The sequence below is a fragment of the Pseudomonas sp. NPDC089534 genome, from assembly GCF_044749305.1.
Classification (GTDB): domain Bacteria; phylum Pseudomonadota; class Gammaproteobacteria; order Pseudomonadales; family Pseudomonadaceae; genus Aquipseudomonas; species Aquipseudomonas ekonensis.
This window is the reverse complement of the sequence record NZ_JBIVHR010000029.1, coordinates 1-21,531: the sequence shown is the minus strand read 5'-3', so window position 1 is coordinate 21,531 and position 21,531 is coordinate 1. Positions and strand designations below refer to the sequence as shown.

At 59.8% G+C, this 21,531-nt stretch carries 17 protein-coding genes, 1 other RNA gene and 3 pseudogenes; 10 read left to right on the top strand and 11 right to left on the bottom strand.

Going from position 1 to position 21,531, the window contains the following annotated elements:
* Positions 1 to 11 precede the first annotated feature (11 nt).
* The 3 genes from ACIP0B_RS11650 (at position 12) to ACIP0B_RS11640 (ending at position 2,261) form a co-directional block, all read left to right on the top strand.
* A complete protein-coding gene (locus ACIP0B_RS11650; protein WP_400832012.1) occupies positions 12 to 1,469 on the top strand; it encodes an amidohydrolase family protein in 1,458 nt (485 codons plus the stop codon).
* Positions 1,470 to 1,587: 118 nt separating this feature from the next.
* The gene (locus tag ACIP0B_RS11645) at positions 1,588 to 1,956 is read left to right on the top strand and encodes a glyoxalase superfamily protein (RefSeq protein ID WP_400832011.1); all 369 of its coding nucleotides are present in this window, start codon (positions 1,588 to 1,590) and stop codon (positions 1,954 to 1,956) included.
* Positions 1,957 to 2,039: 83 nt separating this feature from the next.
* Positions 2,040 to 2,261, top strand: coding sequence for a FitA-like ribbon-helix-helix domain-containing protein (locus tag ACIP0B_RS11640; RefSeq protein ID WP_400832009.1), 222 nt, complete (start codon positions 2,040 to 2,042; stop codon positions 2,259 to 2,261).
* A 129-nt stretch (positions 2,262 to 2,390) separates the two neighbouring features.
* Here the strand turns inward: ACIP0B_RS11640 and ACIP0B_RS11635 are convergent, their stop codons facing one another.
* Both ACIP0B_RS11635 and ACIP0B_RS11630 read right to left on the bottom strand, forming a co-directional pair.
* The gene (locus ACIP0B_RS11635) at positions 2,391 to 3,095 is read right to left on the bottom strand and encodes a methyl-accepting chemotaxis protein (RefSeq protein ID WP_400832060.1); all 705 of its coding nucleotides are present in this window, start codon (positions 3,093 to 3,095) and stop codon (positions 2,391 to 2,393) included.
* A gap of 201 nt (positions 3,096 to 3,296) precedes the next feature.
* Positions 3,297 to 4,175: pseudogene (locus ACIP0B_RS11630) on the bottom strand (methyl-accepting chemotaxis protein); the annotation flags it as partial.
* 410 nt (positions 4,176 to 4,585) lie between these two features.
* Between ACIP0B_RS11630 and ACIP0B_RS11625 the strand changes: the two are divergent.
* Positions 4,586 to 5,257: a histidine phosphatase family protein gene (locus ACIP0B_RS11625; RefSeq protein ID WP_400832008.1), complete on the top strand. Its 672-nt coding sequence runs from the start codon at positions 4,586 to 4,588 to the stop codon at positions 5,255 to 5,257.
* Positions 5,258 to 5,283: 26 nt separating this feature from the next.
* Entirely contained in the window at positions 5,284 to 6,105 is an 822-nt protein-coding gene (locus tag ACIP0B_RS11620; protein WP_400832006.1) for a phosphatase PAP2 family protein, read from the top strand.
* A 69-nt stretch (positions 6,106 to 6,174) separates the two neighbouring features.
* Here ACIP0B_RS11620 and ACIP0B_RS11615 read toward each other — a convergent pair whose 3' ends face one another.
* Both ACIP0B_RS11615 and rimJ read right to left on the bottom strand, forming a co-directional pair.
* Complete coding sequence (locus ACIP0B_RS11615) at positions 6,175 to 7,608, bottom strand: ArnT family glycosyltransferase (protein WP_400832004.1); 1,434 nt, start codon at positions 7,606 to 7,608, stop codon at positions 6,175 to 6,177.
* Between the two features lie 69 nt (positions 7,609 to 7,677).
* A complete protein-coding gene (rimJ, locus tag ACIP0B_RS11610) occupies positions 7,678 to 8,265 on the bottom strand; it encodes a ribosomal protein S5-alanine N-acetyltransferase (protein WP_400832002.1) in 588 nt (195 codons plus the stop codon).
* A gap of 149 nt (positions 8,266 to 8,414) precedes the next feature.
* Here rimJ and ACIP0B_RS11605 point away from each other — a divergent pair, with 149 nt between their 5' ends.
* Positions 8,415 to 8,987: a GNAT family N-acetyltransferase gene (locus tag ACIP0B_RS11605; RefSeq protein ID WP_400832000.1), complete on the top strand. Its 573-nt coding sequence runs from the start codon at positions 8,415 to 8,417 to the stop codon at positions 8,985 to 8,987.
* 105 nt (positions 8,988 to 9,092) lie between these two features.
* Here ACIP0B_RS11605 and ACIP0B_RS11600 read toward each other — a convergent pair whose 3' ends face one another.
* Positions 9,093 to 9,455, bottom strand: a complete 363-nt coding sequence (locus tag ACIP0B_RS11600) for a DUF6124 family protein (RefSeq protein ID WP_400831998.1) — start codon at positions 9,453 to 9,455, stop codon at positions 9,093 to 9,095.
* Between the two features lie 109 nt (positions 9,456 to 9,564).
* Positions 9,565 to 9,726 (bottom strand): annotated as a pseudogene (locus tag ACIP0B_RS11595) (hydrolase); the annotation flags it as partial.
* A 256-nt stretch (positions 9,727 to 9,982) separates the two neighbouring features.
* Here ACIP0B_RS11595 and ACIP0B_RS11590 point away from each other — a divergent pair.
* The 4 genes from ACIP0B_RS11590 (at position 9,983) to ACIP0B_RS11575 (ending at position 17,613) form a co-directional block, all read left to right on the top strand.
* Entirely contained in the window at positions 9,983 to 10,984 is a 1,002-nt protein-coding gene (locus tag ACIP0B_RS11590; protein WP_400832058.1) for a restriction endonuclease, read from the top strand.
* A 612-nt stretch (positions 10,985 to 11,596) separates the two neighbouring features.
* Positions 11,597 to 13,177, top strand: coding sequence for an N-6 DNA methylase (locus ACIP0B_RS11585; protein ID WP_400831997.1), 1,581 nt, complete (start codon positions 11,597 to 11,599; stop codon positions 13,175 to 13,177).
* Entirely contained in the window at positions 13,174 to 14,415 is a 1,242-nt protein-coding gene (locus tag ACIP0B_RS11580) for a restriction endonuclease subunit S (RefSeq protein ID WP_400831996.1), read from the top strand. Before ACIP0B_RS11585 ends, ACIP0B_RS11580 begins: the two co-directional genes overlap by 4 nt.
* Before the next feature lie 15 nt (positions 14,416 to 14,430).
* On the top strand, positions 14,431 to 17,613 hold the full coding sequence (locus ACIP0B_RS11575; protein WP_400831994.1) for a type I restriction endonuclease subunit R: 3,183 nt from the start codon (positions 14,431 to 14,433) through the stop codon (positions 17,611 to 17,613).
* Positions 17,614 to 17,738: 125 nt separating this feature from the next.
* Here ACIP0B_RS11575 and ACIP0B_RS11570 read toward each other — a convergent pair whose 3' ends face one another.
* The 5 genes and pseudogenes from ACIP0B_RS11570 to ssrA all read right to left on the bottom strand — a co-directional run.
* Positions 17,739 to 18,014, bottom strand: coding sequence for a hypothetical protein (locus ACIP0B_RS11570; RefSeq protein ID WP_400831992.1), 276 nt, complete (start codon positions 18,012 to 18,014; stop codon positions 17,739 to 17,741).
* Positions 18,011 to 18,991 carry an integrase domain-containing protein gene (locus tag ACIP0B_RS11565; RefSeq protein ID WP_400832056.1) on the bottom strand — a complete coding sequence of 327 codons (981 nt, stop codon included), beginning with the start codon at positions 18,989 to 18,991 and terminating at the stop codon, positions 18,011 to 18,013. The genes ACIP0B_RS11570 and ACIP0B_RS11565 overlap by 4 nt, the downstream gene beginning before the upstream one ends.
* 283 nt (positions 18,992 to 19,274) lie before the next feature.
* Positions 19,275 to 19,676 (bottom strand): hypothetical protein, encoded by a 402-nt coding sequence (locus tag ACIP0B_RS11560; RefSeq protein ID WP_400831991.1) that lies wholly within the window; start codon positions 19,674 to 19,676, stop codon positions 19,275 to 19,277.
* Between the two features lie 269 nt (positions 19,677 to 19,945).
* Positions 19,946 to 21,202, bottom strand: a pseudogene (locus ACIP0B_RS11555) (integrase domain-containing protein).
* Between the two features lie 187 nt (positions 21,203 to 21,389).
* Positions 21,390 to 21,531: a transfer-messenger RNA gene (gene ssrA, locus ACIP0B_RS11550) on the bottom strand; the annotation flags it as partial.

The following is a 21,531-nucleotide window of genomic DNA, read 5'->3' as shown; positions in this document are numbered from 1 at the left end:
CCGGAGACCGCATGCTGTACGACACACTGATCCGCAACGCCCAGGTCATCGACGGCAGCAACGCCCCCGGCTACACCGCCGACGTGGCGCTGCGCGCCGGCCGCATCGAACGCATCGGCCATTTGCCGGACGCCCGCGCCCGTGAAGAGATCGACGCGGCCGGGCGGGTGCTGGCGCCGGGGTTCATCGACGTGCACACCCACGACGACACCGTGGTGATCCGCCAGCCGCAGATGCTGCCCAAGCTGAGCCAGGGCGTGACCACGGTGATCGTCGGCAACTGCGGGATCAGCGCCGCGCCGGTCAGCCTGCGGGGCGATCCGCCGGATCCGATGAACCTGCTGGGCAGTGCGGCGGCGTTCGTCTATCCACGCTTTCGCGATTACCGCGCGGCGGTCGAATCGGCGAACACGACGCTGAACGTGGCGGCGCTGGTCGGGCACACGGCGCTGCGCAGCAATCACCTGGACGATCTGTACCGCACCGCCGGCGCCGACGAAATCGCCGCCATGCGCGAGCAGTTGCGCGACAGCCTCGAAGCGGGCGCCTTGGGGTTATCCACAGGTCTGGCCTATGCGAGCGCGTTTTCGGCGTCCACCGAGGAGGTGATGCAACTGACCGAAGAGCTGAACGCCTTCGGCGCGGTGTACACCACCCACCTGCGCAGCGAATTCGAGCCGGTGCTGGAGGCCATGGACGAAGCGTTCCGCATCGGTCGCCATGCGCGCTCGCCGGTGATCGTCTCCCACCTCAAATGCGCCGGCGTCGGCAACTGGGGGCGCAGCCCGCAACTGCTGGCGTCCCTGGAGGCGGCGGCAAAGAATCAGCCGGTGGCCTGCGACTGCTATCCGTACGCGGCCAGTTCCTCGACCCTGGACCTCAAGCAGGTCACCGACGCCCACCGCATCACCGTCACCTGGTCCACGCCCCACCCGCAGATGGGCGGCCGCGACCTGGCCGACATCGCCGCCGAATGGCAGGTGCCGCTGCTGGAGGCGGCGCGGCGCCTGCAACCGGCGGGCGCGGTGTATTACGGCATGGACGAGAACGACGTGCGGCGGATCCTTGCGCATCCGCTGACGATGGTCGGCTCCGACGGCCTGCCGGAAGACCCGTTCCCGCATCCTCGCCTGTGGGGCGCGTTCCCTCGGGTGCTGGGGCACTTCAGCCGCGATGTCGGGCTGTTTGCGCTGCACACCGCCGTGCACAAGATGACCGGGCTGTCGGCCAAGCGCTTCGGCCTGGCGGAGCGCGGGGAAATCCGCGAGGGGCATTGGGCGGACCTGGTGCTGTTCGACCCGGCCACCGTGCGCGACGTGGCGGACTTCAACGACCCGCAACGGCCGGCACAGGGGATCGACGGCGTGTGGGTCAACGGCACTTTGAGCTACCGCGACGGGCAAGCCACAGGGAGCCGGGAAGGGCGGTTTCTGGCGCGCCGGGGCGACCTGCGCGAGGGGTTTCGTTGAAGATTCCGAGCAGTGCGTCACAGTGGTGGCACATTGCAATTAAAGAATGCCGCGCGCAGGCCGAAGCGCTGACATCCAGCCCGTCTAGACCTGGGGCCAAACAATCAGGGAGCAACCCATGAGCTTCGGCAAAACCACTCCGATCCTGCGGATTTTCGATGAGGCCAAGGCGGTCGAGTTCTACGTCGGTTTCCTCGGCTTCACGATCGATTGGCAGCACCGCTTCGAAGAAGGCTTCCCGCTGTACCTGCAAGTCTCCCGGGGCGACTGCGTGCTGCACCTGTCCGAACACCACGGCGACGCCACGCCGGGCTCGGCCCTGCGCATCGAGACCGACGAGCTGGAGGCGTTTCAGCAGCAACTGATCGCCAAGGCCTACAAATTCGCCCGCCCGGGCATCCAGGCCATGCCGTGGGGCAGCCAGGACATGACCGTGACCGATCCGTTCGGGAACCGGTTGGTGTTCACCAATGCGATTTGTGTTTGAGACCGTTCAGTCCTTGTCGATCATCATCCGGTCGTGATTTTCTAGCCTGCGATCAACGATTTCACCGATTGCAGGAGGACGTCATGGCCAGCATCACCATTCGCAATCTCGACGACGACATGAAGGAACAGCTTCGAATTGTTGCTGCTCAAAACGGGCGCTCAATGGAAGAAGAGGCCCGGTTCATCTTGCAGCGTGCCCTGATAGCGACAGGGCTGTCGGGTGGACTGGGCAGTCGCATCCGCGACCGGTTCAGAGAAGTGGGGGGCGTAGAACTCGATATGCCGTCGAGACCCGCAGTGTGAAGGACTTTGAGTGCAGCGGCGCCGAGTGACCCCTGATTACTCCCCAAAAAAAGCCCGCCGTCGCAGTGATGATGAATCACTGCGACGGCGGGCTTTTTCATTGCGGCGGCGCTGATCAGGCGCCCTGCATCAGACGCGGAAGTGACTCACCATCTGCTGCAACTGACCGCCCAGGCGGGCCAGTTCGACGCTGGACGCGGCGGTCTCGTCGCTCGCGGCGGCGGTCTGTTCGGACACGTCGCGCACGTTGATGATGCTGCGGCTGATCTCTTCGGCCACGGCGCTCTGCTGTTCGGCGGCGGCGGCGATCTGCTGGTTCATCGACTGGATGTTCGACACCGTGCGGGTGATGTTCTCCAGGGAATCGCCGGCCTTGCGGGTCAGGGCCACGCTGCTGTCGGTCAGGGCGCGGCTGTTGTTCATCACGGCGGCCACTTGCTGGGTGCCGTTCTGCAGGCCGGCCACCAGGCCTTCGATTTCCTCGGTGGACTTCTGCGTGCGCTGGGCCAGGCCGCGGACTTCGTCGGCGACCACGGCGAAGCCACGGCCCGCCTCACCGGCACGGGCCGCTTCGATGGCGGCGTTGAGGGCCAGCAGGTTGGTCTGTTCGGCCACGGCCTTGATCACGTCCATGACGCTGCCGATCTTGTCGCTTTCCTGCTGCAGCACGGTCATGGCTTCGGTGGAACGCACCACTTCGCTGGCCAGGCGCTCGATCTGGGCGATGGCTTCGTTGACCACCTTGTCGCCGTCGCGGGCTTCGCCGTCGGCGGCCGCAGCGGCTTGGGAGGCCTCTTCGGCGTTGCGCGCGACTTCCTGCACGGTGGCGGTCATTTCATGCATGGCGGTGGCGACCTGATCGGTCTCGACCTTCTGGCTGTTGACCCCGGCGCTGGTCTGCTCGGTGACGGCCGACAGCTCTTCGGCGGCGCTGGCGATCTGGGTGACGCCGTCGCGGATGCCGCTGATCAGGTCGCGCAGGGTCACGCCCATGCGGGCGATGCCTTGTTGCAGCACGCCGAGTTCGTCGCGGCGGGTGACCTTGACGTTCTGGGTCAGGTCGCCGCTGGCGATGCGCTCGACCACGGTCAGGGTTTCCTGCAGCGGACGGGTGATCTGACGGGTGATGATCACGGCGGCGATCACGCCCACCAGCAGCGCCAGCAGGGTGCTGATCAATTGCAGGGTGCGGGCCTGGGCGCTTTCCACGTCGCGGCGGTCAAGCTGGATCTGGTACAGCTGCTCGCTCAGGGTCACGATGGTGGCGCCCTGGTCGGTCATTTCCTTGCGCGCCTGCACGGCGTCGGTGTTGGCGGCCTTGTAGGCCTGCAAGGCGCTGCGGTAGCTGACGAGGGCGTCTTCCAGCTGGCGCAGGGCGCTCTGCTGGGAGCTGGCGAAGTGCGCGTTCAACTGCTTGAGGCTGGCGATCGCGACATTCAGCTGGGCGACGGCTTTCTGTTCGGTGTCGGCGTTGGTGGTGGCGGTGTAGCCGCGCACTTCGTAGCGCGCCAGGATGAACGCTTCCTTGGCTTCGGTGATGGCCTGGAACTGCTCGAAGCGCTGCTCGCTCATCGGCAGCTGGCGGACGAAATCGCTGATGGTCTCAAGCTGGTTGTAGGCGGTCTCGGCGTTGGCGGACATGGTGTCGCGCGCGCTGTTGCCGGTGCGGTAGGCGTTGCGCATCTTGTTCAGCGAGGTCTGGTACTCGGCGATGGTCTGCGCCTGCTCCTTGAGCAGCTTGACGTTTTCCGGGCTCTTGAACTTGCTGATCAGCGCCTGCTGCTGCGCGGCGAAGCCGTCGAGGGTGGTCTGCACGTTCTGCGCGGCGGTTTCGTCGCCGTTGGTCAGCATGTATTGCAGGCGCACCACGCGCAGCTTGGTCAGGCCGGCGTTGAGCTGGGTGATGTCGCTCATCCAGTTGCTGCGGTCAATCAGGCCGCCCAGGCTGGTCCAGCCGGTCAGCGCCAGGATGCAGGTCAGTGCCAGGACAAGGCCGAAGCCCAGCCCCAGTTTGAGGTTCACGCTGATGTTGCCGAACCAGCTATTCATCACAATTCCTCCAGAAACGTTGTGCTGCTTGATCGTCGGTTGGGCTGGAAGATTGTTGTTTTTTTGAGCCAGCAAGGGTGTTAGCAGGACTGTATCGGCCGCAATCCCGAGAGCTGAAAGGATTTTGTCGGACGAAATCTGTAACAAACCTTTCCGGCGCGCCGGCGCCGCCTCCCAAGACTTTTTTCACACGCGTTTCACCGGCCGCCCACGCCGCTCTCTTTACCCTCGCCGCTTTTAATGTTGCGTGCTGTATGCCGGTGAGGCGGCCTGATGTGGAATTGAGACTGAGTCTGTTCGGGGTCAAACGCTCGCTCCCGCTGGGCGGCCTGGCCCGCTACCGCAATGCCTGGGTGATCCTGGCGGCCGCGCTGCTGGCGGTTCCCTTGACCCTGTGGCTGCTGGCGCCTGCGGCGGTGCCGGACCTGGCCCACGGCAATGTGGCCGGCGCCCGGGCGCTGGCGGCGGGGTGGGCCAAGGGCGACATGATCGTGCTGGTGCGCCATGTCGAGCGCTGCGACCACTCCAAGGCGCCTTGCCTGATCGGCAACGACGGCATCACCGACCGTTCGCGCAGCGTCGCCGTGGGCGTCGGCGCGCAGTTCGAGCGCCTGGGCCTGGCCCATGCCGACGTCTACAACAGCCCGATGCTGCGCACCGTGCAGACCGCCGGCTACATGTTCAACCGGGCGGCGACCGGCGAGGACTGGCTGATCAACTGCAAGGGCCGGATGCTGCAGGACGCCCTCGCGCACAAGGTGCCGGGGCGCAACCTGATCCTGGTCACCCACAGCGAATGCATGGCGCAACTGGAAAAGGACCTGAAGGTCTCCGCCTCGACGCCCGGCTACGGCGCCTCCCTGTTCATTTCCGCCGCCAACCCGGCGGCACCGAAAATGCTCGGCCTCATCGAAGCCTCGGACTGGCGCTCGGTGACCGCCCAATGACTGTCTCCCTCACCTCAGGACACTCCATGACGCCCAGCCGCTACTACCTGATCAACTTCGGCATTCCCCTGGCCTGCGCGGCGCTGGTGTTTCTGACGTTCGACATGACCCACCTCGATGTCGCCTTCAGCAACCTGCTGTTCGACCCGGTGAGCCAGCTGTTCCCCATCGAACAGAACCACCTGTTCGAACAGTTCACCCACAAATGGGCGCGGATCATTCCGAACTGGACGGCCGAAGGGGCGTTCATCGCGTTGATGCTGTCGTTCGTCTGGCCGCTGCTGGCCTCCGACCGGCGCCCGCGCCTGGGCGCGTTCCTGGAGCGCAGCCGGTTGGCGCCGCTCCTGCGCTTCGCTGCGGCGCACCGGCGCGACTGGCTGTTCGTCGTGGTGGCGTTTGCGCTGTGCACTGGTGTGATCCATTTCCTCAAGGCCCACACCAGCGTGTACTGCCCGATCGAAACCACGCTGTACGGCGGCAAGATGGCGCACGTCGACTGGTTCAGCAATTTCCAGCTGTTCCACGAGGCCGGCGACGGCCGCTGCTGGCCGGGCGGCCACGCGTCGGGCGGGTTCACCATGCTGGCGCTGTACTTTGTGGCGCGTCGTCACCAGTGGCGCTTCTCCAGCGCCGTGCTGTACGCATCGCTGCTGCTCGGCCTGGTCTACGGCACCACGCGGGTGCTGCAAGGCTGGCACTACATGTCCCACACGTTCTGGGCCGGGATCTTCGTCTGGCTGACCTGCCTGCTGACGGCGCTGGCCTTCTACGGCCAGGCCCGGTTGGCGTTGCCGGTGCTGCACACGCGTCAGCGGCCGGTGTTCGCCGCCCAGGCCGGCACCGCCTGACCTTTCTGCGCTGCCCATGAAAAAACCGCCCTTGCCGGCGGTTTTTTCATGGGCGTGAATCCGTGCGGCTCAGTAGCCGACGAAGTAGTAGGCCTGGCGCCCGACCATCATGGTCTTGAGCACTTTGAGCGGCGCGGCGGGCTCGCTGTCGCCGGACATCACCGCCACGTTGGCCGGCGAGGCGCGCAGGTAGGCGTCCAGTTGGGCGGGGGTGTCCAGGCCCTTGAGGATGCTCTGGGTGTAGAACACGCTGGCGCCGCCCAGCCGTTCGTTGGCCTGGAACAGCGCTACGTGTTGGCCGTTGGCCTGCATCGACTGGATCTGCTCGGTCAGCGGCAGGAACGACAACTGGCGGTCGGCCCGGGGCATCGCCCACTGCGCCGCACCCAGGTAGCTGGCAATCACCAGCGCCAGCAGGCCGGACGCCAAGGCCCGGCGGTGCCGCGCAAGCCATCCGGTGAAGCCGTGTTCGTGATCCTTCAGCCGTTCGAACAGCACGGCTGCGTACTCCGCCGCGATCACGGCGGCGGCCGGGGTCATCGACATCAGGTACACCGTGCGTTTGCTGGAGGCCAGGGTCAGCATGATGAACTGGGCAATGATCCACAGGCTGAAAAACAGCAGGTAACGGTTGGCCCGCAGGCTTTTGCGAAAGTGCCACAGCCCCAGGTACACCAGAATGTTCCACGGCAGGAACGCTTCCGGCAGTTTGGCCAGGTAGTAGTAGAACGGTTCGTAGTGGCCGGCCTCCACGAAGGAGCCGCTGAAGCGCCCGACGCTGTTGGTCAGCAGCACTTCGCCCACCGCCTGCGCGCCGCCGCGCTGATACAGCACCGCCAGCCAGATCAGCAGCGGCACCAGCCCCAACGCCGTCAACAGGCCCGGACGCAGCCAGGCGCCGAGCTTCAGGCGCCGGTCCATCAGGTTGTCCGCCAGCAAGTACGCGAAGATCACCACCCCCGGCATGGCCAGGCCCAGCACGCCTTTGCTCAGGGTGGCGACGGCGATCCCGGCGGCGAACAGCAGGCCGTTGCCCGCTGTCGGCGAACGCAGGCCCTGGAAAAACGCCAGCAGCGCCGTGGTCACGCCGAGCGCCAGCAACGCGTCTTCGCCGACGCCGCGCACGTTGCTCCAGTAACTGGCCATGGTCGCCAGCAGAATCCCCGCCGTCCAGGCGATGGCCCGAGGCCGTCCGAGGCGGCGCAGCATTGTGTACAGCACCATCACGCTGAACAGCCCGGCAAACGCCGACGCCAGCCGCACCGCCCACGGCGACACGCCGAACATGCGCAGGGCGCCGGCGTCCAGCCACAGGCTCAGGGGCGGTTTCTCCAGGAACGGTTCGCCGAACAGGCGCGGCGTCACCCAGTCGTTGTCCAGGTGCATCTCCATGGCGATCCCGGCGACCCGGGCCTCGGTGGAGCCTTGCAGTTGATGGTTGCCCAACGCGAAGAAAAACAGCAGGGCGGCAAGCAGAAACAGGGACGAGGCGGCACGCGACATGGATTCAGGCAACCGGAGTTGAGCAGGAAGCCCGAGCTTACCCGGCCAATGCTTAACAAATTGTGAACGTCAGGAAAGACGTCGCGACCAACGCTGCGCCTCTGCCTCGAACCGTTCGTTCACCCGCGCCGTCAACACATGGTCCTGCCAGCGCCCGGCGATGTTCAGGTACGCCTTGGCGTAGCCCTCGCGCTCGAACCCCAGGCGCTCCAGCAACCGCGCACTGCGCTCGTTGCCGGGAATGTAGTTGGCCATGATCCGGTGCAGGTTCTGGCCCTCGAACATGTAGGCGATGCCGGCCTCCAGCGCTTCATGCATCAAACCCTGGCCCTGATGGGCCTCGTCGATGTGATAGCCCAGGTAGCAGGCCTGGAACGCGCCGCGGATGATTCCGCTGAAATTGCACGCGCCGATCATCTGCCCGCCGTCCGGCGTCAGCAGCGCCAAATGCACCGCCAGCCCGGCCTCGAAGGCGCTGGCCTGCACCTCAAGGCGCCGGCGAATCTGTTCGGCGGAAAAGTAATCGTCGGTGCGGATCGGCGACCACGGGGCGAGGTGACGCTGGTTGCGTCGGTAGAAGTCGTGTTCCAGACCCGCCTGTTCCGGATCGAGCACGGCGAGCGTCAGGCGTTGGCAGGGCAGGGTGAACAGCGGCATCGGGCGCTCCGTTGGCGGGACTTACTGGAAGAATTGCCCGATAGGGGCGAAAACACAAACCGCTCGCTGGAGTTTGTGCAGGGTTTGAAGATTCACGAGGCGGCTTCGTATATCGTCGAACCACATGGAATCCGATCAAGGAAAAGGAAATGGAGTTTGTATTCACCACCAGCCAGCAATCACTGCGCCTGCTGCCCCCCGACCCCACGCTGTGCACCGCGCTCGCCCACGCGCTCAACGCCAGCCACGTCGCCCACGCCGAATTCCTGCCCTGGGCCCGTCCCCACACCAGCGAGGAGCAGGCGCTTGAGTTTCTGCTCATGTCCCGTGACGACTTCAGCAGCGAAACCGGCGAACGCCGCTGGTTCATCGTCACCGACGACGGCCAGACCGTCCTGGGCTGCATCGGCCTGAAGCCACGGCGACGCAATCGTTACGTCGTGGGGTATTGGGCCAACACCGAGCACTCGGGCAAGGGCTACATGCGCGCAGCCCTGAATCGATTGCTGAACGGCTTCCCCGACGCCACGTTCTACCTGAGCGCATCATCGGCCAACGCCCGCAGCCAACGCCTGGCGGAATCCGTCGGGTTCGAGCTGATCCGCGTGCACCCCGCCGCCCGGAACTCGCCGCAGCACGGCGTGCAAGACACGCTGGCCTACCGCCTCAACGCCAAATCCCAGGCAAAAAAAAGCCCGCGGGAGAGCGCGGGCGAACCGTAGTTTCTTGAATGAGCGAGGGCAATGTACACGGCCGCCGATTAACGGGGGGTGAAGAAAAGTTCATGTCGATGAATGACTTGCACCCTCGGCGCCAAGCCTGCCGACTCAGTGGACAACGGGCGCCGGCGGTGGCGCGACGGCCTGCAGCGGATCGACAGTTTCCAGCGCCCGGCACACCAGCATCTCCGTCATGGTCGCCAACTGCTGAATCGCCAGCATCCGACTGCGCTGCGCCCCCTCGAAACCGTCGGCGAAATTGGCCGTCACGGAATTGAGCGCGGCCAGGGTTTGGGCAGCGTGCGTGAGCAGGGTCAGCGTGTCCACATCAGTGCGGACGCTGAACAACTCCTTGAAGGGTGGTGCTTGCCGGCGCTTGCGCACACGTTCGCCGGACTGCGGACGGGGCTCGCGGGATTCCGAATCGGGTGCTGAGGATGGGACTGGCGGGGTCTGGCTGTCTTTCTTCATGACGGGGCTCCAGGCATTTGATGGCCGGGTGAAAGCGAAGCCAGGAGCCTATCGTGTCGGTGATGCTTGAAACAGTTCATGGAAGTCGACGCGTGTTGCGGGAAACTTCCTAGGACGTGCGCAGCGACGCAAGTAGCTCGCTTGATGTCAGCGTGTGCCGGAAGTGGTGTTTCCACAGCTGAATGCCCGGCCCGCCGGAGCGGTTCAGCGATGAGCCCACGGTCAGGTCGGTGACCAGCGTTGGTTGCAATCCGGCGTTTACTGATGCAAATCAGAACGCGGTCTGGGTTTGGGCTATTCAGGTGGGCGTACAGACTTTTTCCGACCATCGCACGTGATCGACTAAAGGGCAGCTGTACCACCGTGTGGACAAGTATTTTGCTTTGCCGTCGAGCTGATCGCGGCCTTGTGAAACCTGATTTTTGCCTGCAAGTAAGCAGAGTTACGAGTCGTGCTTTTTTCATTCACACATACAATCACCATTGCTACAGTCTCGCCTCAACTCCATGGAAAGAATGAGTATCAACATGCCCACGATGTGGATGATTCGAGGTGACGGCGGCCGTCTCTATGACGATTTCAGAGATCGCAATCTCGCAGCCATTGGGTGGACTCAACTGGCGCTTGAGGCTAAGCCTGGCGTTACCCGAAAGGCGTTGATCCAAGCCTATAAAGATCTACAGCCAGGGATCAAGGATGCAAGTGCCGTATCGGGTGCTTCCCAGGTGTTCCGTTTCGTTAACGAAATCAACATCGGCGATACGGTCGTTACCTATTCTCCTGCGAACCGGACTTACTTGGTGGGCCGCTTCACTGGTGCGTGCCAGCATCGTCCCGACCTGGCAGAGGAGGGTATGTCTTTGACCAGGCCGGTTGAGTGGTTTGCGCAGGAGGTCGACCGCGACAAACTAACCGGTGCCAGCAGAAACAGCCTGGGATCTACGCTTACCGTGTTCAATGTTGCTGAGGATGCCCAGAAGGAATTGCTGGCCTTGGCCACTGGGAAGAACGTGACCACTGCACCAAAGGATTTGATTGAAGAACCAGAAGCTCTTGAGGATCCGCTTAAGGGCTTTCAGGAGATCGCTTTCGAGCGCATCAAAGATCAAATCAACAGTCTGGACTGGGCTGAGATGCAGGAGTTGGTAGCGGGCATCTTGCGAGCCATGGGATACAAAACGCTTGTTTCACCGGCCGGTGCTGACCGCGGCAAGGACATCATTGCATCGCCCGATGGTTTTGGATTTGAGCCGCCGCGAATTGTTGTAGAGGTCAAGCATCGGAATGCCCGGATGGGGAGCAACGAAATCCGCAGCTTTCTCGGTGGAAGGCACAAGGATGATCGAGGGCTATATGTTAGCACTGGTGGGTTTACTAAAGAGGCCCTGTATGAAGGAGAGCGGGCCAACGTACATCTGACGATGTGGACGTTGGATGAACTGGCGCGCACGTTGATGGCGCATTACCCAGCCACCGATCCGGAGACTAAGCGTTTGGTGCCGTTGAGTTACTTTTACGTGCCTGCGTGAAGGTTGCATGTCTTGAGCAGGTGCTTGGAGAGGTGGAGGATTCGGGTGAGATGAGATCTGGCTTTACTGAATTTCAGGCACAATCAAAGACATCCGGGGAGATCTTTGATTGATCATTTGATGGCCAGGGTAATTTGAAACCAGTCGGTATCTATCTGTATTGTTTAATAAATAATTGTTTGGTCAATATGCCTGGAATACCAGATGGAACGCTGCGTGCTCTGGATTCTGATGGACGGTGCTTTTTGAGAACCGGCTCCAAATACGAATCGGAGCCGAATCTATCGAGAATCGATTTATCGTGCTTGGCGCGCTCATCCGTAGAGGTCACTACCTTGCCGTCACGCACGACCAGATTTGGCCCGATGGCCACCCAGTGGTGGTTGGGCGGGCCAATTATGTTGATAGGCATCAAGCGAATCAAAACGGTGGCTGGTAGCGGGCCAGTGTCGGCCTAAATGCTGCCGGTCAAGAACGGCCGCATTTGGCCCAAATCGGTCACTTATGAAAAAGCGCTACCGATCAGCATCAGAAAATCCCTGCAACACTGATCGATTTTTGAGCCACTGTAGTAAGCTTCTTGCTTTTTGTAAGCATTGTTGAGAGAACCCCTTGGTCAGTGGAGATGTAGAGAAGCGTTTGTGGGCTGTAGCAGACCAGCTATGGGCCAATACGGGGTTGAGGCCGGGGGAGTTCTCGGTGCCTGTTCTGGGGCTGATCTTCCTGCGATATGCCGAGAAGATGTACGCCGCTGCCGAAGAGAAGCTGGGGCCGATTGGCTCTGGTGGGCGGCGCAAGGTCAGCAAAGATGACTATCTGGCCGAGGGCGTGATCTTCCTGCCAGAGAAGGCCCGCTTTTCCTATCTGCAGACCCTCACCGAGGGCGATGTCATCGGGCTTGCGATCAACGAAGCCATGAAGGCCGTTGAGGAAGAGAACGTCGACCTCAAAGGCGCTCTGCCTCGCAACTACGTACAGCTCGGCAACAAGGTGCTGCTGGAGCTGATCAAGCTGCTCGGGCCTGTGGATCTCAGCGGGGACGCTTTCGGTAAGGTCTACGAATACTTCCTGGGCAACTTCGCTATCAAAGAAGGGCAAAAGGGTGGTGTGTTCTATACTCCTGAGTCCATCGTGAAGCTGATCGTGGAGATCATTGAGCCCTATCACGGCCGGATCTTTGACCCTGCGTGTGGGTCAGGCGGCATGTTCGCCCAGTCGGCTGACTTCGTGAAACGCCACCACAAGACTGCGATGGAAGAAATCTCCATCTTCGGCACCGAGAAAGAACAGGTCACAGTCAATCTCAACAAGATGAACCTGGCTGTGCATGGTCTGTCGGGCGATGTGCGTATTGCCAACACCTACTACGAAGACCCGCATGAATCGGTCTTCCGAGATCCGAAAACGAAAGAAGTGAGCGGTCGCTTTGACTTCGTCATGGCTAATCCACCGTTCAACGTATCGGGTGTCGATAAGGAGCGTATTGAAGGGGATCTTCGTTTTCCGTTTGGCCCGCCGAAAACCGACAACGCCAACTATCTCTGGATCCAGCTCTTCTACGCATCGTTGAGTAAGAACGGACGTGCTGGATTCGTCATGGCGAACTCGGCAGGTGATGCACGAGGAAGCGAGCTGGTGATCCGGCAGAAGCTCATTGAGAGTGGTGCGGTCGATGTGATTGTGTCGGTCGGCTCGAACTTCTTCTACACCGTGACCCTGCCTTGCACGCTGTGGTTCTTTGACCGGGCGAAAGAACGTGATGCGGAGCGAGCAGACAAGGTCCTGTTTATCGACGCTCGCCACATCTACCGGCAAATCGACCGGGCTCACCGTGACTGGCTACCTGAGCAGGTCGAATTCCTTGCCAACATCGTGCGGCTGTATCGAGGTGAAGCACCAGAGCTAGACCAGGGAAGTGCTGAGCTGCTTGCTGAGCGAGGACTGAGCGAGGGTTACGTGGATGTGCCAGGACTTTGCAAAGTAGCAAATCGTCAGCAGATTGAAGGGCATGGGTGGTCGTTGAACCCTGGGCGGTACGTAGGTGCTGTTGCAAGGGAGGCGGAGGCTGTCGACTTTACAGAGCGATTGGAAGAGCTGGCAGAAGAACTGGAAGTTCTTAATGCGGAAGCTGTTGAGCTAGAACAACAAATAGCAAGTAATGTCGCGACAATTCTAGGGGCTGCTGCAAAATGAAATGGCCACGAAAAAAACTAGGCCAAGTTGCTGATTTTCTGCTGGGCAAGATGCTTGATGAGAAAAAGAATAAAGGCGAGTTCTTGCCTTACTTGGCTAATGTTAATGTGCGCTGGGGCAGCTTTGAACTTGGCTCGCTTCGAGAAATGCGGTTTGAGTCGCACGAGCACGAGCGTTATGGCTTGCAATTTGGCGACATCGTAATGTGCGAAGGCGGCGAGCCTGGTAGATGTGCGATATGGAAGAATCAAGTTCCTGGCATGATGTTTCAGAAGGCTCTTCACCGCATTAGGCCAACAGCTGAGGTGGATGTCGGGTTTCTTTATTATTCTTTTTTAAATCGCGGAAAGAATGGAGGCTTTGATCAGTATTGTACTGGCTCTACAATTAAACACCTGCCAAGACAGAATCTGGCTTTGGTAGAGGTTGAAGTACCTCCATTAACGATGCAGAAGCAGATCGCAACTACCCTTGCTGCCTACGACGACCTCATAGAAAACAACACGCGACGCATCGAGATCCTCGAGGAAATGGCGCGGCGGTTGTATGAAGAGTGGTTCGTTCAGTTCCGCTTCCCGGGTCACGAGGGTGTGGGGCTCAAGGAGAATGAGCTTGGGCTGATTCCTGAACGATGGCGCATAGCTCCAATTAAAGAGACCTACTATGATCTTTTTGACGGGCCACACGCTACACCTAAGAAGTGCGATTCTGGGCCGGTTTTTCTAGGCATCAAAAACATTAGGGCCGAAGGCGGCTTGGATCTGGCTGCAGCCCAGCACATCTCAGATGATGACTTTCCAAAGTGGACTAAGCGAGTGACGCCGCAGGAGGGGGATATCGTCTTCTCATACGAGGCTACACTAAATCGTTATGCGATAATTCCAAAGAGCTTCAATGGCTGTCTTGGCCGACGACTTGCGCTTATTAGACCGAAGCCTTCATTTCGCAGCTTCCTGTATCTCCACTTCTTTAGTAGTGATTGGCGTGAGGTGGTTGCTCGTAATACCCTTTCAGGCGCAACAGTGGATAGGATTCCATTAAGCAGTTTTTCTGATTTCCCACTTCTGCTCCCGCCTGAGGTGATCGCAAGAAAGTTCGAGGCGGTTTCATCTCCGATTCTCAAGCTGATAGAGAGTTTGGCTGCGAAGAGTGCCAACCTCCGAGCCCAGAGAGACCTGCTCCTTCCCAAGCTAATCTCCGGTGAAATCGACGTATCCGATATCCCCATGCCGACCTAAAAGGAGTTCAGGCGCATGAGTCCAGCAGCACCGCATTCGCACGACTATTCCGAGGACACGTTGGTCGAGCAGCCAGCCATCGCGCTGTTCGAGTTTCTCGGCTGGGAAACTGGGAACCTCTACGCAGAGTGGACAGGTAGTTCCTCTAGCGAAGGTCGCCAGACTCAGCAGGATGTGGTGCTAGAGGGGCGTCTGCGGGCTGCGCTCAGCAAGCTCAACCCTGATCTGCCTAACGAGGCCATCGATCTGGTGGTCGAAGAACTGGCCCGTGACCGCTCCAAGCTACTTCCGGTCAACGCCAATCAGGAGGTCTATCGGCTGCTGAAGGATGGAGTGCCTGTTTCGGTCACCGATGAGCACGGGCATAACACGCTCAAGGTGGCCAAGGTCATCGACTGGGGCTGCGTTGAGGAGAACGACTTCTTCCTCGCCTCCCAGTTCTGGGTGAAAGGGGACTACCACACCCGGCGCACTGACTTGCTTGGCTTCGTGAACGGTATCCCTTTGTTGTTCGTCGAGCTGAAGGCGACGCACAAGACGCTCAAGGCTGCCTACGACGACAACCTCACCGACTACAGAACGGTCATCCCGCAGCTCTTCACTTACAACGGCGCACTGATGCTGTCGAACGGATCCCAGACCGTGGTGGGAAGCACCTTCTCACCCTGGGAGCATCTGTTCGAGTGGAAGCGGATCAACGATGAAGGTGAGAAGGGCGTTGTCTCCCTAGAGACGGCAATCCGAGGCATCGGTGAGCCTTCCAGGCTGCTGGACATCGTCGAGAACTTCACCGTCTTCGAGGATGTGGCTGGTGGCGTGATCAAGAAAATCGCCAAGAATCACCAGTACCTGGGGGTCAATAAGGCCATCGCTGAGGTCTGGCGTACAAAGGATCGGCCCAAGGATCAGGCTGGGCGGCTGGGCGTCTTCTGGCATACCCAAGGCTCAGGCAAGTCGTTGTCGATGGTCTTCTTCGCCCAGAAGATCCTGCGCAAGATCCCCGGCAACTGGACGTTCGTGATCGTCACCGACCGCAACGAGCTGGACGAGCAGATCTACAAGAACTTCGCCGCTACAGGTGCTGTGGGTGAAGTCGAGGCCCATGCCACCAGCGGTGCTCACCTCAAGCAGTTGCTCAGCGAGGATCACCGCTACGTCTTCACGCTGATTCAGAAGTTCGGCACTAAGAAAGGCGAGGTCTATCCGCAGCTCTCAGATCGCCAGGATATCATCGTCATCACCGACGAAGCTCACCGTTCCCAGTACGACACCCTGGCCATGAACATGAGGACGGCACTTCCCAATGCGGCCTTCCTGGGCTTCACCGGGACGCCACTGATGGCTGGCGAGGAGAAGACCAAAGAGGTCTTCGGTGACTACATCTCCGTCTATGACTTCGGTCAGTCCATTGCTGACGGTGCCACGGTTCCGCTGTACTACGAGAACCGCATTCCCGAGATGCAGCTCATCAATGACAACCTCAACGATGACATGGCGGCGCTACTCGAAGAGGCCGAGCTGGATGAGGAGCAGGAGCGCAAAGTCGAGCAGGTCTTCGCCCGTGAGTACCACCTGATCACCCGAGAGGATCGACTGGAAGCTATCGCCAAGGATCTGGTGAACCACTTCGTTGGTCGTGGTTACCAGGGCAAGGCCATGCTGGTGTGCATCGACAAGGCAACCGCCGTCCGCATGTACAACAAGGTTCAGGATCACTGGAAGACGTATCTGGCTGACCTGAAAGCTCAGCTCGCAAAGGCTCCCAAGGAGCAGCAAGAGGAGTTGCAGCACAAGATCCAGGTGATGACATCGACCGACATGGCTGTGATCGTCTCCCAAGGTCAGAACGAGGTGAAGGAGCTAGCCGACAAAGGGCTGGATATCATCCCGCACCGTAAGCGCATGAATGAAGAGAGCCTGGGCGAGAAGTTCAAGGACTCCAAGGACCCTCTGCGGTTGGTCTTCGTGTGCGCCATGTGGATCACCGGCTTTGATGTGCCGTCTTGCTCGACCATCTACCTCGACAAGCCGATGAAGAATCACACCCTGATGCAGACTATTGCTCGGGCCAACCGGAAGTATCCGGGCAAGGAAGCGGGATTGATCGTCGACTATGTGGGGGTCTTCCGTAAGCTGCAGGAAGCCTTGGCGATCTACGGTGGGGCTTCTTCTGGTGAAGGTGGTGAAGGTGAGCCGATCAAGAACAAGGCCGAGCTGGTCGAGTACTTGAAGCACTTGCTTGCCAGGGGGAGTACGTTCCTGTCCGAGCACGGTGTGAATGCCCAGGCCATCAAGGATGCTCATGGCTTCGAGAAAGTGGCCAAGCTGGATGATGCTGTTGAGCAACTCATTGCCAATGAGGAAACCAAGAACAGCTTCATGAGTCAGGCCCGGATTGTGTCTCGGGTCTACAGAGCGATTCTTCCCGATCCTGATGCCAATGAGCTTGCTCCTGACGCTGTGCTGATCTCCGTGATTGCCCAGAAGATCAAGGCACTGACTCCACCTGTCGACATCTCGGATGTGATGCAGCAGGTCGAGGAGTTGCTGGATCGTTCCATCGCTCCGGTGCCCTACATCATCAAGGAAGACGACGATCAGCCACTGCATGACCTCAGCCAGATCGACTTCGAGAAACTCAAGGAGAAGTTCAATCAGGGGCGCAAGCGCACCGAAGCCGAGAAGCTCCGGGCTTTGCTGAGCATGAAACTGGAAACCATGTTGACCGAAAACCCCACTCGCAAGGACTTCATGGAGAAGTTCCAGAAGCTGATCGATGCCTACAACTCAGGCAGTCTGAACATTGAGGTGTTCTTCAAGGAACTGGTAGATCTCACAGCTGATTTGAAGGTCGAGGATCAGCGGGCTATCCGCGAGAATCTCTCTGAGGAAGAACTAGCCCTGTTCGACATACTGACCAAGCCAGTGCCTGAGCTTGCTGATAAGGAAAGGACGCTAGTAAAGAAGGTCTGCAAAGAGCTTTTGGAGACGCTGAAGGCCGAGAAGTTGGTGCTGGACTGGCGCAAGAAAGACAGGGCCAGGAGCGATGTGCGGCGTACTCTGGAGATCGTCTTCGATCGGGGCTTGCCTGAGAGCTACGACGAGGGGATTTACAACGAAAAGTGCGAACTGGCCTTCCACCACATTTTCACGAGTTACTACGGGGCTGGTGAGAGCGTGTACTCGGCTGTCCGGTAAGGCATTGGCATGAATCGTAATTGGTTATGCAGATAGTTCAGACCTGACGCTGCCTTTGCACGAGAGGGCAGCTTCTGGCCGTTAGCCTAATTCAGCGAAAATGGGTCGATAGCAGCCGGCCTCACTCATCGATTGAACTTCCATGCTTTTTGTAACCGACGAGCGAGCAGCCGCACGGTCAACAAGTAGTAATACCGCGTCGCATCGCTGCGTTGATTTATGCGGTGTTCTAGAAACCAAGCCAAATGCTTTTTCTGCCAAACCCAAGGCGTGTGTCGTTGCCAGCGCTCTGAGATTTCATCTTGGATTATTCTCGCCTGCCGCAAATGGCGTTGCCGGGTTGCGTGCGAGCCAGTCAGTACGCCAGCCAAGAACAACTCCATATCGAATGGCTGACTCATGACCGCCCTCCAATGTAAGCACCGCCCACATCGATCCGGCCGTGCCCCAGCTCATAGCTGATTTGCGTCCGGGCCTCACGATCAAGGGTCTTATTCACCTGGCAACATTGGCCGCCGTTGATAGGCGCACGGTGCTGTGTGATTTGCTCATAGCGCTCACATGCGTACGCCGCTCGTAGCTCATGGAAGCCCTTGAGGTTGTGTGCATGCAGGATGATCCGCGCAGGGCGGATGATTTCTTGCAGAAATGTCAGATAGCTTTCGTGTCGCGCAATCAGATTGCGGCTACCCGCAGGCGACACCCGCCGTGCAAACCCAAGCGCCTCGCGAACATGGTCGTCCACCGCAATCCAACGTGGCGCCAAGGCGCCGGCGCGGCCGCCTTTAGTGCCATCCTGAATGTTGATCCTGCCTAGGTCGTTAGCCTCACGACTTAGCCGAGTCAGATCAGCCATGATGGCCTCACGCAAGCGCATGCCGGTGGCTCGCGCTAGTAGAACGATCGCGGCGGCCCGTAGCTGATGTTGGCGGCAAAGTGCATCGACGATCTGCATAACCTGCTTGCGGTTCTGGCCCTGTGGCACAGACTGGCGAACCCCGGTGCGCTGCATACCCAACGCCTTGCTCGGGCTGGGTAATTTCACGTACTGATCACCGCGAAGCGCTGCCATGGTCCTGTTAACGCTGGATAGCCGGTTTTGTGCGGTGCCGATGGCGAGGTCACCACGCCCAATCGCGTCGCGCAGATAGGCCGCATAGTCTCCCAATACCTTCCGATCAATCTGCCGCGCATCATTGATACCGGGCCCCTGTTCGGAACGGCACCATCTGACGAATGCCTGCCACCGATCACAGTGCGCCTTGACCGTGCCGTAATGGCCGCCACCGAACATGTCTTTCAGCGCTTGCGGTCCTGCGTAGCTCAATTGCCTGCCATAGCCGAAATTGCGGCCATCGCGTCGACCCACCAATGCCATGTTGGTCACCTCATCTTCCGATCTCCGATCCTCGCCCCACGTCATCCCGCCAGGAATGCTGAGTGTTATCAGGGATCAAGGCCCCTGCGACCTGTGGGGATGTCCTATAACGCGGGACTGACGGCTCCTTACGTCCGGGAGTAAGGGCATCTCATGATCTGGCCTCCTGAACACCGTTACCGGTGGGCGGGTAGAGGCAGCACTGGCTGACGAGACCTGCGCCTGAAGATCCTGAGCCATGTGCAAGCAGCAATGCGATGACCGGGGCATACCTGACTGTCAGTCAGGTGCAGTCCATTCCTTGGTCTGCGGCACCATCATCTACAGCGCTGTTGCTGGTGACATCGGCGTTTGTCACGCCGATTGTCACGAGGGGGAATGCCGCAAAGCCTCGTGCTATCTGGGCTGCAGCAGTGTTAGAAGTGACCGTCTCTTTCCAGAAGAAAGAGACGGTCACAGGTTGGCGCAAGATTTGGCCAAGCGGATAGGTTGCTGCAGGGCAGCGCAATAGGAAGTGTCGTCTGGCGCACGAGGGCCATGAAATGTAGTTGGCATCCATCACCGGGGGAGGTGACCGGGCGAGCTGCCGGATGCGAATCGCCATTTGGGGGGAGAACCACCGCGGCAGCGGCGTGACCTTCAAGGTTCGGGCCACCTGGGTTGCTGTCATCGACAGCGTTTGCACGGCCAGTTCTACGCCTGTGGATAAACCCGGTCAAGGGCCGAGATTCAGCACTCATGGGGACGTGAAAAGCGGTTATCCATTGATGGAATTCCGTGGTAAATCCCGGACAACGTCGTTGCTTTTAGCTCTTCAAAGTAAGGTCCTTCCAAACAGGGCGGCTTTGCAGCCCTGTTTGGAAGGACCCGTGCTGAGAAGCGGATAAGCGAGGCTGCTTGCCCCGAATCTTGAACGTACAGTTGTTGCTGCTGCCGTTCTTGCGCCGTACAAAGCTAGCGGATCGGCACCACGTTCTTGTCTCTGACTTGGCCGTACGCTGAGGCGAGCAGGCTGCCGGTGGCGGCTTTCTGGATGTACTCACTCCACCAAGCCATCATCGGGCGCCGGCGCTCGATATAGTCGGCTCGGTTGTAAGCGCTGCGCACCTCATCCTTGTCGACATGCGCCAGTGCGACCTCAATGAGTTCCGGGTCCCACCCATGTTCATTCAAGATGGTGCTGGCCATCGAGCGCATGCCGTGGCTGACCAACCGATCCTGGAACCCCATGCGTTTCAATGCCATGTTGGCCGTTTGGCTATTGGCGTGGGTGCGCGGATTTCTGTCTGCCGGGAAGACGTATTCGCGATGGCCGCTGTGAGTCTTCAGTGACTCCAACAGTGCGACAGCGTGATCACTCAACGGGATGCTGTGAGGGCGGCGCTTCTTCATCCGCTCCAGTGTGATAGTCCAGATACGCCTTTCAAAGTCGATGTCTGTCCAGCGTGTGGTCGCCGCCTCGGCGGGCCGAGTCATCGTGTGCAACTGCCATTCGATCAGGCAGCGGGTGGTGCGTTTGATACTGGCGTTCGCGATCTCCAGCATGAGCTCGGGGAGCTCCTCAGGTGGGAGCGCAGCCATGTTCTCTTTCTTGGGCTTCTTGAAGACTGCTTTGATACCGCTGAGCGGGTTGGCGAAGATCAAGCCGGAGTTGACGCCGTAGGTCATGATCTCGTTTAGCCGCTGGCTAAGACGTTTGACCGTTTCCAAGCTGCCTTTCGCTTCGATAGGACGAAGCAATCAGATCACCATCAGCGCGGTGATTTTCGTCAGTGGTGTTGTCCTCAAGTCGGGGAATACATGCAGTGTGAGCGAGCGCCAAATGTCCTCGGCGTAGGTCGGGGTGACCGAGTCTTTCTTGAGCTCGAACCACGCGGTGGCCACGTTCTCGAAGGTGTGTTCCGTTTCTGCGCGCTTGGCTTCATTCAACGTATTGTGCTGCACCTTCGGATCGATGCCTTGGGCGAGCAGTTCGCGCGCATCGACTGCCATCTTTCGCGCATTCGCCAGTGATAGTTCGGGGTAGGTCCCAAAGCCGATGTTGATGCGCTTCTTGGTCACCGGTTCGCGGTAGTTGAAATTCCACAGCAACGAGCCGTTGCTGCGTACGCGGAGCTGCAAACCGTCACCGTCCGTGAGGACGTAATCCTTGGACGCGGGTTTGACTCCCTTGAGTTGTCGATCAGAGAGGCGACGCGTTTGAGCAGGCATGAGATTGCCCTCAGGCACTGAATCTGCATTCCAAGGGCCAGCACCGAATGGCCTGGATTACCGCCTGGAACACCCGAATGCCTGAAACTCAAAAAATCTCAGAAGACCACACAAACGTTGGAGTCCGCGGACTCACCAAATCCCAGGCACAAAAAAAGACGTCCAAAGACGTCTTTTTTCATCGAGTTGGTGGAGCCGGGGGGATTTGAACCCCCGTCCGCCAGTGCTCCGCTGTCGGTACTACATGCGTAGCCGTGTCTATTGAGTTAACCCTCAGCGACCCGACGGGCAGGGTGCTTTGGGCGAGTTGTGTAAGTTTTAGCCGCTTC